This window comes from Bradyrhizobium diazoefficiens (genome assembly GCF_016616235.1).
In the GTDB taxonomy this organism is placed as follows: Bacteria; Pseudomonadota; Alphaproteobacteria; order Rhizobiales; family Xanthobacteraceae; genus Bradyrhizobium; species Bradyrhizobium diazoefficiens_H.
In genome coordinates this window covers 4,040,105-4,053,771 of sequence record NZ_CP067100.1, presented here as the reverse complement: position 1 = coordinate 4,053,771, position 13,667 = coordinate 4,040,105, and the positions used below count along the sequence as shown (strand labels likewise).

General features: G+C 64.4%; 18 protein-coding genes and 1 pseudogene. 11 read left to right on the top strand and 8 right to left on the bottom strand.

Annotation, left to right across the window (positions count from 1 at the left end; all coding sequences use genetic code 11):
* Positions 1–47: 47 nt before the first annotated feature.
* A complete protein-coding gene (locus tag JJB99_RS19245; RefSeq protein WP_200500220.1) occupies positions 48–293 on the top strand; it encodes a hypothetical protein in 246 nt (81 codons plus the stop codon).
* A 161-nt stretch (positions 294–454) separates the two neighbouring features.
* Positions 455–742, top strand: a complete 288-nt coding sequence (locus JJB99_RS19240) for a hypothetical protein (RefSeq protein ID WP_200493916.1) — start codon at positions 455–457, stop codon at positions 740–742.
* A 27-nt stretch (positions 743–769) separates the two neighbouring features.
* Here JJB99_RS19240 and JJB99_RS19235 read toward each other — a convergent pair whose 3' ends face one another.
* The 3 genes from JJB99_RS19235 to JJB99_RS19225 all read right to left on the bottom strand — a co-directional run bounded on the left by JJB99_RS19235 (position 770) and on the right by JJB99_RS19225 (position 2,852).
* Positions 770–1,135: a hypothetical protein gene (locus tag JJB99_RS19235; RefSeq protein WP_200493915.1), complete on the bottom strand. Its 366-nt coding sequence runs from the start codon at positions 1,133–1,135 to the stop codon at positions 770–772.
* Positions 1,136–1,270: 135 nt separating this feature from the next.
* On the bottom strand, positions 1,271–1,663 hold the full coding sequence (locus tag JJB99_RS19230) for an NUDIX hydrolase (protein ID WP_200493914.1): 393 nt from the start codon (positions 1,661–1,663) through the stop codon (positions 1,271–1,273).
* 109 nt (positions 1,664–1,772) lie between these two features.
* Positions 1,773–2,852, bottom strand: a complete 1,080-nt coding sequence (locus JJB99_RS19225; protein ID WP_433995725.1) for an AI-2E family transporter — start codon at positions 2,850–2,852, stop codon at positions 1,773–1,775.
* A gap of 236 nt (positions 2,853–3,088) precedes the next feature.
* Here JJB99_RS19225 and JJB99_RS19220 point away from each other — a divergent pair.
* The 3 genes and pseudogenes from JJB99_RS19220 to JJB99_RS19210 all read left to right on the top strand — a co-directional run bounded on the left by JJB99_RS19220 (position 3,089) and on the right by JJB99_RS19210 (position 6,006).
* Positions 3,089–3,318, top strand: a pseudogene (locus JJB99_RS19220) (hypothetical protein).
* A gap of 123 nt (positions 3,319–3,441) precedes the next feature.
* On the top strand, positions 3,442–5,490 hold the full coding sequence (locus JJB99_RS19215) for an acetoacetate--CoA ligase (RefSeq protein WP_200493912.1): 2,049 nt from the start codon (positions 3,442–3,444) through the stop codon (positions 5,488–5,490).
* 213 nt (positions 5,491–5,703) lie between these two features.
* Entirely contained in the window at positions 5,704–6,006 is a 303-nt protein-coding gene (locus JJB99_RS19210; RefSeq protein WP_200493911.1) for a hypothetical protein, read from the top strand.
* A gap of 5 nt (positions 6,007–6,011) precedes the next feature.
* Here the strand turns inward: JJB99_RS19210 and JJB99_RS19205 are convergent, their stop codons facing one another.
* Positions 6,012–6,248 (bottom strand): hypothetical protein, encoded by a 237-nt coding sequence (locus tag JJB99_RS19205; protein WP_200493910.1) that lies wholly within the window; start codon positions 6,246–6,248, stop codon positions 6,012–6,014.
* Positions 6,249–6,587: 339 nt separating this feature from the next.
* A complete protein-coding gene (locus JJB99_RS19200) occupies positions 6,588–6,872 on the bottom strand; it encodes a hypothetical protein (RefSeq protein WP_200493909.1) in 285 nt (94 codons plus the stop codon).
* 203 nt (positions 6,873–7,075) lie between these two features.
* Between JJB99_RS19200 and JJB99_RS19195 the strand changes: the two genes are divergently transcribed.
* From JJB99_RS19195 to JJB99_RS19185, 3 genes are all read left to right on the top strand, one after another.
* Positions 7,076–7,663, top strand: a complete 588-nt coding sequence (locus JJB99_RS19195; RefSeq protein ID WP_200493908.1) for a formyltransferase family protein — start codon at positions 7,076–7,078, stop codon at positions 7,661–7,663.
* 199 nt (positions 7,664–7,862) lie between these two features.
* The gene (locus JJB99_RS19190; RefSeq protein WP_200493907.1) at positions 7,863–8,213 is read left to right on the top strand and encodes a hypothetical protein; all 351 of its coding nucleotides are present in this window, start codon (positions 7,863–7,865) and stop codon (positions 8,211–8,213) included.
* Positions 8,158–8,703, top strand: coding sequence for a hypothetical protein (locus JJB99_RS19185; RefSeq protein ID WP_200493906.1), 546 nt, complete (start codon positions 8,158–8,160; stop codon positions 8,701–8,703). The genes JJB99_RS19190 and JJB99_RS19185 overlap by 56 nt, the downstream gene beginning before the upstream one ends.
* Positions 8,704–8,752: 49 nt before the next feature.
* Here JJB99_RS19185 and JJB99_RS19180 read toward each other — a convergent pair whose 3' ends face one another.
* The gene (locus tag JJB99_RS19180) at positions 8,753–9,151 is read right to left on the bottom strand and encodes a RidA family protein (RefSeq protein WP_200493905.1); all 399 of its coding nucleotides are present in this window, start codon (positions 9,149–9,151) and stop codon (positions 8,753–8,755) included.
* 148 nt (positions 9,152–9,299) lie between these two features.
* On the opposite strand from JJB99_RS19180, the gene JJB99_RS19175 reads away from it, so the two are divergent.
* Positions 9,300–10,175 (top strand): DMT family transporter, encoded by an 876-nt coding sequence (locus tag JJB99_RS19175; protein WP_200493904.1) that lies wholly within the window; start codon positions 9,300–9,302, stop codon positions 10,173–10,175.
* Positions 10,176–10,377: 202 nt separating this feature from the next.
* Positions 10,378–11,802, top strand: coding sequence for a caspase family protein (locus JJB99_RS19170; protein WP_200493903.1), 1,425 nt, complete (start codon positions 10,378–10,380; stop codon positions 11,800–11,802).
* A 194-nt stretch (positions 11,803–11,996) separates the two neighbouring features.
* Here the strand turns inward: JJB99_RS19170 and JJB99_RS19165 are convergent, their stop codons facing one another.
* Positions 11,997–12,236, bottom strand: coding sequence for a BrnA antitoxin family protein (locus JJB99_RS19165; RefSeq protein WP_200493902.1), 240 nt, complete (start codon positions 12,234–12,236; stop codon positions 11,997–11,999).
* A 3-nt stretch (positions 12,237–12,239) separates the two neighbouring features.
* On the bottom strand, positions 12,240–13,217 hold the full coding sequence (gene cysK / locus JJB99_RS19160) for a cysteine synthase A (protein ID WP_200493901.1): 978 nt from the start codon (positions 13,215–13,217) through the stop codon (positions 12,240–12,242).
* A gap of 223 nt (positions 13,218–13,440) precedes the next feature.
* On the opposite strand from cysK, the gene JJB99_RS19155 reads away from it, so the two are divergent.
* On the top strand, positions 13,441–13,659 hold the full coding sequence (locus JJB99_RS19155; RefSeq protein WP_200493900.1) for a hypothetical protein: 219 nt from the start codon (positions 13,441–13,443) through the stop codon (positions 13,657–13,659).
* The last annotated feature ends 8 nt before the right edge of the window (positions 13,660–13,667 follow it).

The window sequence follows — 13,667 nt, the reverse complement described above, 5'->3', positions numbered from 1 at the left end:
GCCGTCACACGCCGTGGGCTAGGATCGGGCTTTTCAAGGAGGCTCATTTGAAACAGCTCATTATCATCATCATCGCGGCCATTGCACTGTCTGCTGCGGCCCCTGCCCGGTCACAGCCGCTGGTCGATCCCACCAAGGTTGCCCCGGAATACCGGGAAGCTGCCGAGAAGCGCCGGGCCGAGCAGTTGCGGCAGCGCGAATGCGCCTTGAAGGCAGATCTCGAGAAGGTGCTGCCGAGAGATCGCACCGCCTATCTCAATCATTGCCTGGATATGATGGCGGCAAAGCAATAGCGGCGGTGATCTTATGCGCACAAGGTGGCGGGCTTTGGCGGCGCGAGGCATGCCGCGCCGCCAGACGAAGCGTGCAACGAGTTCCTGAGCGCGTTCAAGCTTTCTTCAGACATTTGGGCTCAGCTGACGATCCATTTTCCATCAGTCATTGTTGTCCGCGCATGAGTTCGGTCCAGATCCAATGCACGCGGTGCAAGAGCGTATTCCGCGATCTCGCCGGCCGATTGCAGGACGGCTATTCCAGGCAATGTCCGAGCTGCGAGGTGGTGCTGTTCTTCGCCGAGGATTCCCAGCACCCTTTCATCAAGCGCGCGATGCGCAGCGCGCGCCAGGTCCGCAAGGAGCTGCGCGAGGCCGAAGCGGCGAGGCTCCTCGCGCCGCCGCAGACGCAAGCGGCGCCGTCGCGGTCGTTCGAAAGCCGCACGCGGTCGGCGGCCAGATCAGACTAGATGCCACCCTGGTGCCGTCATGAGCACTCAGTACCTGCGATAGTAATTTCCGGGCAGGTTCTGGAATTGCTGCGGCACGGTGCCGTTCGGATAGCAAAGGCCGTCGCGGATATCGAGGTCCGCGCCGTCGGTGCACGGCACCGGACGTCTGCGGGTCCCGTAGTACGGCCGTGGCCGCTGATAATATCCCTGCATCGCCGCCTGGTCTTCCGGAGGCAGATAGCCGTTCGGATAGCACATGCCGTCACGGGCGCTGAGGTCCCAATGGTCGCCGCACGGCGGCGGATGCACCGGCACCCGGTACTGCACCTCGAGCGCGCGCTCGCTGGCTGGGGACGGCAGCGGCGAGCCCGCATGAAGAGCAAGGATCGTCGCGATCGTGGTGATCAACATTGAGTTTCCTCCTGCGCCAACGAACGATGGCCCGGCGGCGCTGAATGCCGCATGAACGCATGCGCAGCCAGCGGACGGGCGCGTCGCCCGCGGCCGGGCGATTTGTCGCATCGGCGCAACGCAGCGAACGGCAGCTTACCGGCGCGACTGCTTTCTCGGAAACAGGCGATCGCGGATATAGCGCGAAGTCGCGGTCAAGCGGATGCCGCGCGGCTTCTGCCAGGCGGCGCGGTCGATCTCGTTCTTGTCGCCGATCGCGAGCCTGCCCTTGGCGTTCTTGGCGATGAAGATCGCGTCACTCATCTTGCGGCCGGAGCGCTTGTTCCTGGCCGTCACTTCCTTCCAGAGGCTGATCCTGCCGAGCTTCAGCTTCGGCAGCTCCTCCTTGATCTCGCGCCGCAGGCAGTCCTTGTCGGACTCTCTCGCGCGCTTGCGTCCGCCCGGGAACATCCACAGGCCGTCCGATCGCCGTCTGACCAGTAAAACCTTGCCGCGCTTGGCGGCGACCAGCTTGGAAGACTTCGCCATTACTTTCGTAGACTGTCGCAGGCTCAAAACCAGAATCTTGCTCATCGTAACTTGTCTAGCTCAATAGACAAGTTCGACGGAGGCATTGATCACAGGCCCGTACGGGCGTTCAGCCCTTACCCGCCTCCGCCCGGTCCTCCGTCCTGATCCAGGCCATCATCATTTCCCAGGCCACCGACAAAATGATCGGTCCGATGAACAGGCCGACGATGCCGTGGGCGAGCGTGCCGCCGATCACGCCGACGAAGATCACGATGGTCGGCGTGGTCAGGCCGCGCCCCATGACGAGCGGCTTCAGCATGGTGTCGATGAAACCGACGAGGACAAGAAACACGGTCAGCAGCAACGCCGTGGTGACGTCCTTGGCAGTCCAGATCCAGATGATGACGGGCAGCAGCACGAGGAAGGCGCCGATCTGCACGATCGAGAGCAACAGCACGATGAAGGCGAGCAGGCCTGCACTCGGCACGGCCGCGAGCTTGAAGCCGATGCCGGCAAGCAGCGCCTGCACGATCGCAACGCCGATCACACCCTGCGCCACCGCGCGGATGGTCGCGCCCGCGAGCTCCAGGAAATGCTCGCTCTGCTCGGGCACGATGCGAAACAGGAAGCCGCGGCCGGCCGCGACCAGCCGCGGCCCATGCGGGAACAGGAAGCCGGCCACGAACACCGAAACCAGAAACTGCAGCGTTCCGAGGCTCGCATCACCCGCCAGCGACAGCAGCGGTCCCGCCAGCGGCTGGAGATAGGGCGCCACCTCGCGCAGCACCGCGCGGATGTTGTTGTAGGCCTGCTCCCACAGCTCAAACAGCCAGGGGCCGACCAGGGGCCAGGACTTCAGCTGCTCCGGCGCCGACTGGAGCGCGAGGTCGCCGGTACCAAGCTGGTGCGCGAGCTCCCTCGCGCCATCCACGGCGCTGATACCAAGCCAGGTCGCGGGGCCAAGGACGATGCCGAGCGTGATCAGGGTCAGGATGGCGGCCGCGGTCTTGGGCCGCCCGCCGAGGATTTTGGCGACCCAGCTGAACGCCGGATAGAACGCGACCGCGAGCACGCCGCTCCAGGCCAGGATCGGCACAAACGGGCGGATGATCAGGAAGGTCCAGATGATCAGCAGGCCGAGCAGGCCGACCCGGATCAAGAGCTGGATGATGTCCTCTCCGGTCAGGAGCTGACGGAGACTTTTCACGGGCACGACCTTCCTTCATCGATCCCGGGGTTCCGGGACTTGCGCAACCTTGGCGTTATTGCCAGCCGCGCCACCGTCGTCAAGACGACGGCCGGCCCAGGCGAGGTCAACGATCGATCTCGCCCGGCTTCCGGCTTGGCTAACGCCGGTTAACCGGATTTCCCTGACCCGGTTTACGCCGCTGCAAATGGCCGCACCTATCCTGCGTCGAGGTCCCCCAAAAAACATTCTGTGCAATGGCCAACAGCATCTGGACGATCGAAGAATTCACCTGCCCGGGTTGCGGCATGAACTATACCGCGACAAGGGAAGAGCACGCCGAGAGCTGCATTCCGGCAGCTTCAAATGCAGCATCTGCAGCGGCGTGGTGCACGAATGGTCCGGCAAGCATCATTTCTTCGGCTGGCAAGCCGTGAAAACGAAGCCGCCCGTGTTCGGACGGCGCTGGGCCGGTGTCGCCTGGTAGCTGCTGGCGATCCTCCGGCCGCGAAAGCTCCACATTCCGTCATTGCAGCCTGCGCGAAGCACGGCTTCTGCTACTCTGCGGCACCGGGTAGATTGCCCTCCCCGCCAGTGAAGCCGAGACGCAATGACCGCTCCATTCGTTCCCCAGATCGCCCTCTACCGCAACTGGCTTGCCGAGCAGCGCGGCCTCTCCTTCGCGAGCTACGAGGAGATGCGGCAGTGGTCGCTGCGCGATCTCGACGGCTTCTGGCGCAGCATCTGGGACTATTACGATCTGCAATCGCCGACGCCGTTCGCGGCCGCGATCGCGGAGCGCAAGATGCCCGGCGCGGTCTGGTTTCCCGGCGCGCAGGTGAACTATGCCCGGCAGGTGTTCCGGCATATCGCGGCGGCCGACGCCGCCGGCCTGCCCGCGATCGTCAGCAGCAGCGAGGACGGCAAGCTGAGCGAGACCAGCTGGCCGGAGCTGCGGCGCAAGGCGGCCGCGCTCGCGCTGCATCTGAAGGACAAGGGCATCAAGCCGGGCGACCGCGTCGCCGCGTACCTTCCCAATATCGCCGAGACCATCATCGCCTTCCTCGCAACCGCCAGCATCGGCGCGGTGTGGAGCGTCTGCGCGCCCGACATGGCCGCGCCTGCGGTGATCGACCGCTTCAAGCAGATCGAACCGAGGGTGCTGATCGCCTGCGATTCCGTCACCTATGCTGGCCGCCGCCACGATCGCAACGACGTCGTCGCGGAGTTGCGGCGATCGCTGCCAAGCGTCGAGCATGTCATCCTGCACAGCGAGGCCACCGCGCCCGCGGCGCCGGACGCCCTGCTCTCGGACATCGTCGCAAGGACCGGCCCGGCGGTCGATGCGTTCGAGCCGATGTGGCTGCCGTTCGATCATCCGCTCTGGATCGTCTATTCCAGCGGCACCACCGGCCTGCCGAAGCCGATCGTGCATGGCCATGGCGGCATCGTCATCGTGGTGCTGGCGCTGCTCGGGCTGCACAACGACATCGGCTGCTCCTATCACCCAAACTCCTTCGGCGAGCGCTATCACTGGTACTCTTCGACCGGCTGGATCATGTGGAACAGCCAGGTCGGCGGCCTGCTCAGCGGCACCACCTGCTGCATCTTCGACGGCAGCCCGGGAGGTACCAAGGACAAGCCGGACTGGACCACGCTGTGGCGCTTCGTCGCGCAATCGAAAGCGACCTTCTTCGGAGCCGGCGCGGCGTTCTTCGCCAACTGCGCCAAGGCCGAGCTCGATCTCACCTCCGCCGGCGATCTCTCGCGGCTCCGGTGTCTCGGCTCGACCGGTTCACCGCTCAGCGCGGAGACGCAAGCCTGGTTCAACGCGCGTTTCGCGACGCTCTCGAAGACCAACGGCAGCAAGGCACAAGCCGACATCTGGTGGGCGAACATCTCCGGCGGCACCGACTTCGCCGGCGCCTTCATCGGCGGCAATCGCGAGCTGCCGCAGACGCCGGGCGCGATGCAGTGCCGCCTGCTCGGTGCGGCCGTCGAAGCATTCAGCGAGCAGGGCCGCGCCGTCATCGATGAGGTTGGCGAGCTCGTCTGCACCGAACCGATGCCGTCGATGCCGCTTTATTTCTGGAACGACAAGGACGGCGCGCGCTATCGCGCCAGCTATTTCGAGACCTATCCAGACAATTTCGACGGCAGCGGACGAGGACCTGTCTGGCGGCACGGCGACTGGCTCAAGATCAATCCGGACGGCTCCTGCATCATCTACGGCCGCAGCGACGCCACCATCAATCGTCACGGCCTGCGCATGGGCACGAGCGAGCTCTATTCCGCGATCGAAGCCTTGCCGGAGGTGCTCGACTCACTCGTCGTCGACCTCGAATATCTCGGCCGCGACAGCTACATGCCGCTGTTCGTCGTGCTGCGCGAAGGCATTGCGCTCGACGGCGCAATGCAGGCGAAGATCAACAAGGCGATCGAGGCTGGTCTTTCCCGCCGTTTCTTGCCCAACGACATTTTCGCCGTTGCCGAGATCCCGCGCACGCTGTCCGGCAAGAAGCAGGAGCTGCCGATCAAGAAGCTGCTGCTTGGCCAGCCGGTCGAGAAGGTCATCAACAGGGAGGCGATGGCCAATCCCGCCTGCCTCGACTGGTATCTGGACTTCGCGCGCAAATATCTCGCGCGGACTGCGGCGTAAGCTGTCTACACGCGCCAGGAGTTCCAGACGTCCACCCAGCCATTTATATGGCGAGGGAACCGCACGCTGACGATGCATCGCAACGTCACGATGCCTCACATCGCCGTCATCGGCGGGGAGCCGAGATCGGCCGAATTGCGTCGACTGCATTTGGATTCCGTTCACCGATCACCGCTAGATCAGGATGGATTTTCCGCAGCGAACGCACCCGTCATGGCCGACCTCAACGCCGTCCTCTCCAGGCTCAACGACCGCCTGCTCCGTCTCGAGGGCGAGCTGTTCGTGCTGCGCTCGCTGGCGCGCGCGACGCTGACGGCGGGCGATGATCATGCGGCGCGGATGCGAAAGCTGGTCGAGGCTGCCAAGGTTGCGCTCGATGACGAAGCCAAGCGCGAGCTCGACAAGCCGACGCGCAAATATGTCGATGCAGCCACCGCATTGGTCGAGGAGTTGCTGGTCGAGCCAACCCCGGCGCGGCCGCTGTTCACAGTCATCGACGGCGGCCGGCGCGACTGAACCCGTCAGATTGGCCCGCTGCTGCCTGGTGCGGCGGAATCGCCGGCCTTTAGCCGGCTGAGGCCGGCCTCGATGATCGCGATCTCCTCGTCGATCTTTTCGATCGGGCGGCTGAAATCGTAGCCCGACCTGCTCTTCAGATCGACCGCGAGCCGTTGCCTGTGCATCATCAGTTCGTCGAGCCCGCGGCGGTTCTTCAGCCGCACATAGGCGTCTACAATCTGCTCAATCGCGCTTGGCATCAAAATCGGTCCCGGCAAAAATGCCCGCGCTGCGCGCCCACGCCGGCGGGACATTTTCGGTGTCGCGGTACGCAATACAAATCCGCGACGGATTCGTCGATACGCCAGGCTGGTTGAGAAGGCGTTACCGTTTGATGATTTCGTAATGCCCAGCATGAAAAGGCCGCTGGCATTCAAGCCAGCGGCCAAAGCCGGGTTCGAAAACGGATCCGGAATGAAATGTCGCCAGCCCCGGTAGGCGCCATTCTAGCGACGAACCGCGAAGGTCTTCTGTCGGAAAAGAAACACAGGAACCGGCGCATTCCCCGTTTTCCGCCGACCGTGGCCACGCGGCAACGCTTAGTCGACGACGCAAAAATATTTGCGCGGCCATTTGCGGTAGGCGCTGTAGCGGTAGTACGGCCGGTAGGCGTAGCCGCGGTAGATCGCCGGCGGCTCCTCGCCATAATAGGCGCCGTGGTAGAAATTATAAGGCACGCCTTCGGCGCAGCGGTACGCATCCCAGGTCGGACCTATGAAGGGTGCAACCCCGATCTCGGGCGGCACCACCGGATACGGCCCACCGGCGTACGCAGGGGCTGCCGCAACCAGTGCAGCGAGAACAACAAACCAAGCGCTTCGCATTCGTCCGCTCCTTGCCCTCCGCTCCTGGCCCTCGAGATGCGCCCATGGAAACACCGCAGCGGACGGCTGCGCAATCGCGAAGTTCGGGCGCCCCCGCGCCCGACGCGCTGTTGATAACCGGCCGCGACGCCTCGCGGGTGGTGACAGGATGCTCCGGCGTGTTATCGGGAGTATGACGCAGTTGCGAGAGAGATCGGACACCCATGCGCATTACCCTAGTCGGCTCCCGCCATTTCGGCGTGACCACCCTGAACATGCTCCGGGAGCACGGCGTCGGGGTCGTGCGGGTCGTGGTGGCCGATGCCGAGGATCGCCTCGCGGCGACCGCGAAAGCGGCCGGCATCGAGGTGGTGGTGCAGGCCAATCCGAAGCTGGTGGTGGCCTCCGAGATCGCGCCCGACACCGATTTGATCATCACCGCCCACAGCCACGCCCGGATCGGCAAGGATGCGCTGGCCGCGGCCAAGCTGGGCGGGATCGGTTATCACCCCTCGCTGCTACCGCGCCATCGCGGCAAGGCCGCGGTGGAATGGACCATCAAGGAGGGCGATCCGATCGCCGGCGGCACGATCTATCACCTCGCCGACCGCATGGACGCCGGCGCCATCGCCGCCCAGGACTGGTGCTTCGTGAAGAAGGGCGAGACCGCCCGCGAACTCTGGGAGCGCGCCCTCGCCCCACTGGGTCTCAAACTGCTGGCCGACGTGATCGATTACGCCAAGGTCCACAAGGCGCTGCCGGCCAAGCCCCAGGACGAACAATTCGCGACCTCGGCGCCGAGCCTGTCCTAAAGTCCGTCGCCTGAATCTCTCTGTTCACGTTTACAATGAACGTGAAGCCGCATTGATTTTGCTTCGAAAATTGGAGCCGGAAACGCAAATAAACCATTGTTTCCACAGGAACAATTTTCGGTTTGGCATCGCAACAAATTTCGGTCACATTTGGCCCGAATAAGTGTCAGCATCTCAGACATATTCAAGGACGGAATTTATGCGTTTTGGTCGCATCGTGGCGTTCTGTGCCGCTTCAGTTTTCGCCGGCGCGCTCGCCGCTCCTGCTTTCGCCCAGAGCCCTTATGACGGCAACTGGCAGGTCACCATCGTGACCAAGACGGGCTCCTGCGAGCCGACCGCAAGCTCCATGCTGACCGTTGCCGACGGCAAGATCAGCGCGCCGGGCGCTAACGTTTCCGGCACCATCGGCAGCGGGGGACTTGTGAAAGTTTCGATCAATGGTGCATATGCCAACGGTCAACTCAACGGCAACGCCGGATCGGGGAAGTGGAATGGAGCATCTGCAGGCATACCGTGCAGCGGGCGGTGGGAAGCATCGCGCCAATAAACCAATCGAGCCGCGCGCCCGAAACCGGCGGCTGCTGATTGCAGCCGCCGTTTTGTTTGTGGCGGCAGCGATCAACTCTGAAGGCAAGGCTCAGTCCAGCCCGTTTGCCCCTCTGGCCGGCACGTGGAGCGGCAGCGGCACCGTCACACTGGATGACGGCTCGACCGAGCGGATCCGCTGCCGGGCCAAATACGCCCCGATCGGCCCCACCATGGAGATGTCGCTGACCTGCGCCAGCGATGCCTACAAGTTCAATCTCGCCGCCAGCGTCAAGGCCGAGGGCAGCGCCATCGCCGGCAGCTGGTCCGAGGCCAGCCGCAACATCTCCGGCTCGCTCCAGGGCCGCGGCGCTGGCGGAAACTTCGAGGTGGTCGCCTCCGCCGCCGGCTTCAATGCCAACATCGCGCTCAGGACGAGCGGCAACAAGCAGACCGTCACGATGCGCGCGGACAGCCAGTTCCGCGGCGCCAACATCTCGATGTCGCGCTAAGCCGTACAGCCGTCGACGCAAACGCCCCGGCGATCCCGCCGGGGCTTTTTCATGCGTTCGGCACGAACGCAGTGACCTCGATCTCGACCTTGGCGCGCTCGTCGACAAGGCCGCCGATGTAGAGCAGCGTCGAAGGCGGAAAATTGCGCCCCAACGTTTCCTTCCAGGCTGCGCCGATGCCGGCGCCCGCAGCTTCATATTCGCTCCGGCTGGTCAGGTACCAGGTCAGGCGCACGATGTGCTCGGGGCCGGCGCCGGCCTCGCCCAGGAGCTTGATGATCCGCTTCAACGCGGTCGCAACCTGCGCCGCCAGGTCGGGCGCGTAATTGCCGGCCTCGTCGCCGCCGGTTTGGCCCGCCAGCACCACCCAGCGGCCCGGGCCCGCCACCTCAACGCCGTGAGAAAAGCCGCGCGGTTTCTTCCATTCGGCCGGCTGCAAGATACGCATGAGCGACGTTCTCCCGTTTTTATCGTTGGTCACCCAAGCCTTAGCACGCCGCCCTGCATCGCTGCATCCGCAGTTTTGGCCGTTGCAAACGCCAGCGATGTCGCCGATACCGGCCCTCCCTCAGGCTCGATTTCCCGCACCTGCACCGATGACCGCGACACCGTCCAAAACGATGGCTGCACTCTGGATGGCCGGCTGGCTGGCGCTGATGCTGGTCATGGCGGTGGCCGGACGCGAGACCACGCGCGAACTCAACGTCTTCCAGATCATGGAAGTGCGCTCGGTGATCGGGTTCGCGCTGCTGCTGCCGATCATCTCCCGTGCCGGCGGCTTCAAGGCGGTCGCAACCAAGCGCCTGCCGCAGCACCTCGCCCGCAACGGGGTTCATTACTTCGCGCAGCTCGGCTGGTTCTACGCCCTCACCCTGATCGGGATCGGCCAGGTGGTGGCGATCGAATTCACGATGCCGATCTGGACCGCGCTGATGGCCGCAACCTTTCTGTCCGAGCGCATGACCGTCTGGAAGATCGCCGCGGTCGTGCTGGGCGTCGTCGGCGTCGTCATGATCGTGCGCCCCGCCACCGGCGAGATCAATCCGGGCCAGCTGATCGCGCTCGGTGCCGCCATCGGCTTCAGCATCTCCATGATCCTGGCGAAATCGCTGACCCGAACCGAGAGCGCGTTGTCGATCCTGTTCTGGATGATCATGGTCCAGATGGTCGTGGGCCTGTTGCCGACGCTCTATGTCTGGACCTGGCCGTCAACCTATCTCTGGGGCTGGCTCTTCGTCATCGGGGTCTGCGGCACATTCTCGCACTACTGCCTCGCCAGCGCGCTCCGTTACGCCGATGCGACGATCGTGGTTCCCATGGACTTCCTGCGGGTTCCACTGACCGCCACCGCCGGCTGGCTGCTTTATTCCGAGCGGCTCGATTCCTGGACCGTGCTCGGCGCCGCGCTGATCCTGTGCGGCAATCTCCTGAATTTGAAACCGGCCGCGCCCGTCCCCGCCCGCGCGCAATGAACCCCACGCGGCCCCGCGCGACAAACGAGAGTGGTCGAGCGTGATTTGGATCACGTTGGAGGGCTGCTCCATCGTGCACATTCGGCCACACAGCACCGGGTTGAACGGGACGTCCTGCCGTTTTGGTGGCGCGAAGTCGGGCACTTCGTGTAGGTTCACTGTCAATTTGTTGCTGCCTGCAATTCGATTCTGGGGATTTCAGATGCGCTATCTCACCCTCCTCGCTTCGCTGATGTGCTTGGCCTTGTCGGTTAGCGCCGCGAAAGCGGACCGTCGCGTCGCCTTCGTCGTCGGCAACGGCTCCTACAAGAACGTCGCGCAATTGCCGAACCCGCCGATCGACGCCAAGGCAATGGCATCGACGCTGCGCAATGTCGGCTTCGAGGTGATCGAAGGATCCAATCTCAGCCGCGACCAGATGACGGAGAAGCTGCTCGATTTCGGCCGCAAGGCGCAGGGCTCCGACATCGCGTTGTTCTATTATGCCGGCCACGGCATCGCCGTCGGCGGCACCAACTATCTCCTGCCCGTCGACGCCGACATCAAGTCGGAAATGGATGTCAAGCTTGGCGCCGCCATCAACATCGACCTGACACTCGAGCAGACCATGGGCGATGCCAAGGTCAAGCTCGTGTTCCTCGACGCCTGCCGCGACAATCCGTTCGCCGCCAAGATCAAGTCGAACTCGGCGACCCGCAGCGTCAACGTGCAGAGCGGCCTTGCCGAGATGAAGTCCGGCGAAGGCACGCTGATCGCGTTCGCGACCGGTCCGGGCCAGACTGCGCTCGACGGCCAGGAGGGCAACAACAGCCCCTTCACCCGCGCGCTGATCGACAACATCACCAAGCCCGGCGTCGAGATCCAGCAGGCGATGACGTCGGTGCGCGCCCAGGTCAATGAAGAGACCCACAAGGGCCAGCTGCCCTGGGGCCACACCAACCTGATCGGCGCCGTCTATCTCAACCAGGCCCCGACCACCCAGGTCGCCAACGCGGCCCCGATGGCTTCCAGCGCCGTGCCGGCCGCGAGCGGCAGCAATGACGGTGTCGAGCTCGAATACTGGCGCTCGGTCAAGGAGAGCAACAAGCCGGAAGAGCTCAACGCTTATCTCTCGGCCTATCCGAACGGCCAGTTCAAGGCGCTGGCGCTGGCGCGGCTCGCCGCGATCAAGAGCGGTCCGTCGACCACGACACGCAATCTGAACGCCGGCGTCGATCCCGCCACCTTCACCGATGATGCGACCCAGCTCACCGAGGACCAGATCGGCCTCGACAAGGGCCAGCGCCGCGACGTGCAGCGCCGCCTCACCGGGCTCGGCTTCGACACCAAGGTGACCGGCATCTTCAGCGAGGAGACCCGCTCGGTGCTCAAGCGCTGGCAGGCCGCCCGCGGCTATCCGTCGACGGGTTACCTCAATAAGCTCCAGCACAAGGCGCTGCTCTCCGAGATCGTGGCGGCCGCGCCGGCCACCGCGAGCGAGGACAGCCCGAAGCCGGCCCGGCGCGCGGCCCCGGCTCAGGCCCAGAGCGCACCGGCGCCCCGGCATAACGGCGGCGGCGGCGATGCCGGCGCAGCCTTCGTCGGCGGTGTCGTCGGCGGCATGATGGGCGGCATGTTCCGCCGCTGAGGCGGGATCATATCTCAAACAAAAAGCCCGGCTCGCGCCGGGCTTTTTCGTTGGTAATCCTCATGGTGAGAAGGCGCGAAGCGCCGTCTCACCATGAAGGCCCGGCTCTCACGACGTGGGCCAATCATCCTTCGAGACGCCTGCTGCGCCAGCTCCTCAGGATGAGGAGCTGGCGCCGGAACGCGCGGCTGAGCTCACTTCCCCGCCGCCTTGCGCAGCGCCTCGTTGATGCGGTCCTGCCAGCCGGGGCCACCTTGCTGGAAGAACTCCAGCACGTCCTGGTCGATCCGCAGCGTGACCTGCTCCCGGACCCCGGGTGCCACGTTCGGCTTCGGCGGCGCCACGGCGACCTTGGCTGTCACCTTCTTGAACGCCGCCTCGGCCTCCGATCGCGCATCGCCAAGCGTGCGCGGTCGCCTCGGTTGATCCGCCATATCCTAGACTCCCTCAAACAGAGCCGTCGAAAGATACCGCTCGGAGAAGGACGGCACCACCGTCAGGATGGTCTTTCCCGCAGCTTCCGGCCGTCGGCCGATCTCGAGCGCGGCCGCGATCGCCGCACCCGAGGAGATGCCACCGGGTATGCCCTCATGGCGCGCCAGCGCGCGCGAGGTCTCGATCGCCGTCGTCGAGTTGACCTTCACGATCTCGTCGATGACCGAGCGGTCGAGAATCTCGGGCAGGAAGCCGGCGCCGATGCCCTGGATCTTGTGCGGCGTATGCTGGCCGCCCGACAGCACCGGGCTCTCCTCCGGCTCGACCGCCACGACGCGCAAGGACGGCTTGCGCGGCTTCAGCACCTGGCCGACCCCGGTGATGGTGCCGCCGGTGCCGACGCCGGCAACGAAGACATCGATGTTGCCGCCGGTGTCGTTCCAGATCTCCTCCGCGGTGGTGCGGCGATGCACCTCGGGATTGGCGAGGTTCTTGAACTGCTGCGGCATCACCGAGTTCGGTGTCGTCTTCAACAGCTCCTCGGCGGTCGCGATCGCGCCCTTCATGCCCTGCGCGGCCGGCGTCAGCACCAGCTCGGCGCCGAGAAAGGCCAGCATCTTGCGCCGCTCGATCGACATCGATTCCGGCATCACCAGCTTCAGCCGGTAGCCGCGCGAGGCAGCGACGAAGGCGAGCGCGATTCCGGTGTTGCCGGAGGTCGGCTCGATCAGCACGGTATCGGGCTTGACGATGCCGGCCTGCTCCATCGCGATGATCATGGCCGCGCCGATGCGGTCCTTCACGCTCGCCGCCGGGTTGAAATATTCAAGTTTTGCCAAAATCGTCGCGTTCACGCCGTGCATGCCCGGCAACCGTTGCAGCCGCACGATCGGCGTATCGCCAAAGGCCTCGACGATCGAAGAGTAGATCCGGCCGCGGCCGGGTTGGTGCGCTGCACCCGTTTGGGACGATGCGTCCATGATGAACTCCCTGTGGCGACAATTTGCGCTTCTTTCACGGCTCTTGCGCAGTTGCGGACAGCGTGCGGCGACACGCCAGCGACAATGCGGCACATGTTAAATACACTGCATCGCAAAATCGCGTGAGCGATCATTAGCAGAAAACCAACGCATTTGTGTTGCGGCCTCGTCAACTGATTCTGCTTATGTTAGACACAGGTCTCAAAGCAGGGAGGTCACCACGATGTCAGCAGTTGCTGAAGTGTTGTCGACCGTCGCGCACCATCGCGAGCCGCGTTGCAGTGAGTTGCCCACCTGTCCCGTCTGCGCCGATTCCATGATCGCCGCCGAAGCATCCGCCTACGTCTCGGACGACGTGATCTCTTATCTCTGGACCTGCGACAATTGCGGCTACGGTTTCGTGACCAAGCATGCCGTCAAGCAGCGGATCGTCTGCAACTGAGGTTTGAT

Excerpts from the sequence above, each read along its gene's own strand:
- JJB99_RS19240 (WP_200493916.1), top strand. The coding sequence starts at position 455 with ATGAGTTCGGTCCAGATCCAATGCACGCGGTGCAAGAGCGTATTCCGC.
- JJB99_RS19235 (WP_200493915.1), bottom strand. The coding sequence starts at position 1,135 with ATGTTGATCACCACGATCGCGACGATCCTTGCTCTTCATGCGGGCTCG.
- JJB99_RS19230 (WP_200493914.1), bottom strand. The coding sequence starts at position 1,663 with ATGGCGAAGTCTTCCAAGCTGGTCGCCGCCAAGCGCGGCAAGGTTTTA.
- JJB99_RS19215 (WP_200493912.1), top strand. The coding sequence starts at position 3,442 with ATGACCGCTCCATTCGTTCCCCAGATCGCCCTCTACCGCAACTGGCTT.
- JJB99_RS19210 (WP_200493911.1), top strand. The coding sequence starts at position 5,704 with ATGGCCGACCTCAACGCCGTCCTCTCCAGGCTCAACGACCGCCTGCTC.
- JJB99_RS19205 (WP_200493910.1), bottom strand. The coding sequence starts at position 6,248 with ATGCCAAGCGCGATTGAGCAGATTGTAGACGCCTATGTGCGGCTGAAG.
- JJB99_RS19200 (WP_200493909.1), bottom strand. The coding sequence starts at position 6,872 with ATGCGAAGCGCTTGGTTTGTTGTTCTCGCTGCACTGGTTGCGGCAGCC.
- JJB99_RS19195 (WP_200493908.1), top strand. The coding sequence starts at position 7,076 with ATGCGCATTACCCTAGTCGGCTCCCGCCATTTCGGCGTGACCACCCTG.
- JJB99_RS19190 (WP_200493907.1), top strand. The coding sequence starts at position 7,863 with ATGCGTTTTGGTCGCATCGTGGCGTTCTGTGCCGCTTCAGTTTTCGCC.
- JJB99_RS19185 (WP_200493906.1), top strand. The coding sequence starts at position 8,158 with ATGGAGCATCTGCAGGCATACCGTGCAGCGGGCGGTGGGAAGCATCGC.
- JJB99_RS19180 (WP_200493905.1), bottom strand. The coding sequence starts at position 9,151 with ATGCGTATCTTGCAGCCGGCCGAATGGAAGAAACCGCGCGGCTTTTCT.
- JJB99_RS19175 (WP_200493904.1), top strand. The coding sequence starts at position 9,300 with ATGACCGCGACACCGTCCAAAACGATGGCTGCACTCTGGATGGCCGGC.
- JJB99_RS19170 (WP_200493903.1), top strand. The coding sequence starts at position 10,378 with ATGCGCTATCTCACCCTCCTCGCTTCGCTGATGTGCTTGGCCTTGTCG.
- JJB99_RS19165 (WP_200493902.1), bottom strand. The coding sequence starts at position 12,236 with ATGGCGGATCAACCGAGGCGACCGCGCACGCTTGGCGATGCGCGATCG.
- cysK (WP_200493901.1), bottom strand. The coding sequence starts at position 13,217 with ATGGACGCATCGTCCCAAACGGGTGCAGCGCACCAACCCGGCCGCGGC.
- JJB99_RS19155 (WP_200493900.1), top strand. The coding sequence starts at position 13,441 with ATGTCAGCAGTTGCTGAAGTGTTGTCGACCGTCGCGCACCATCGCGAG.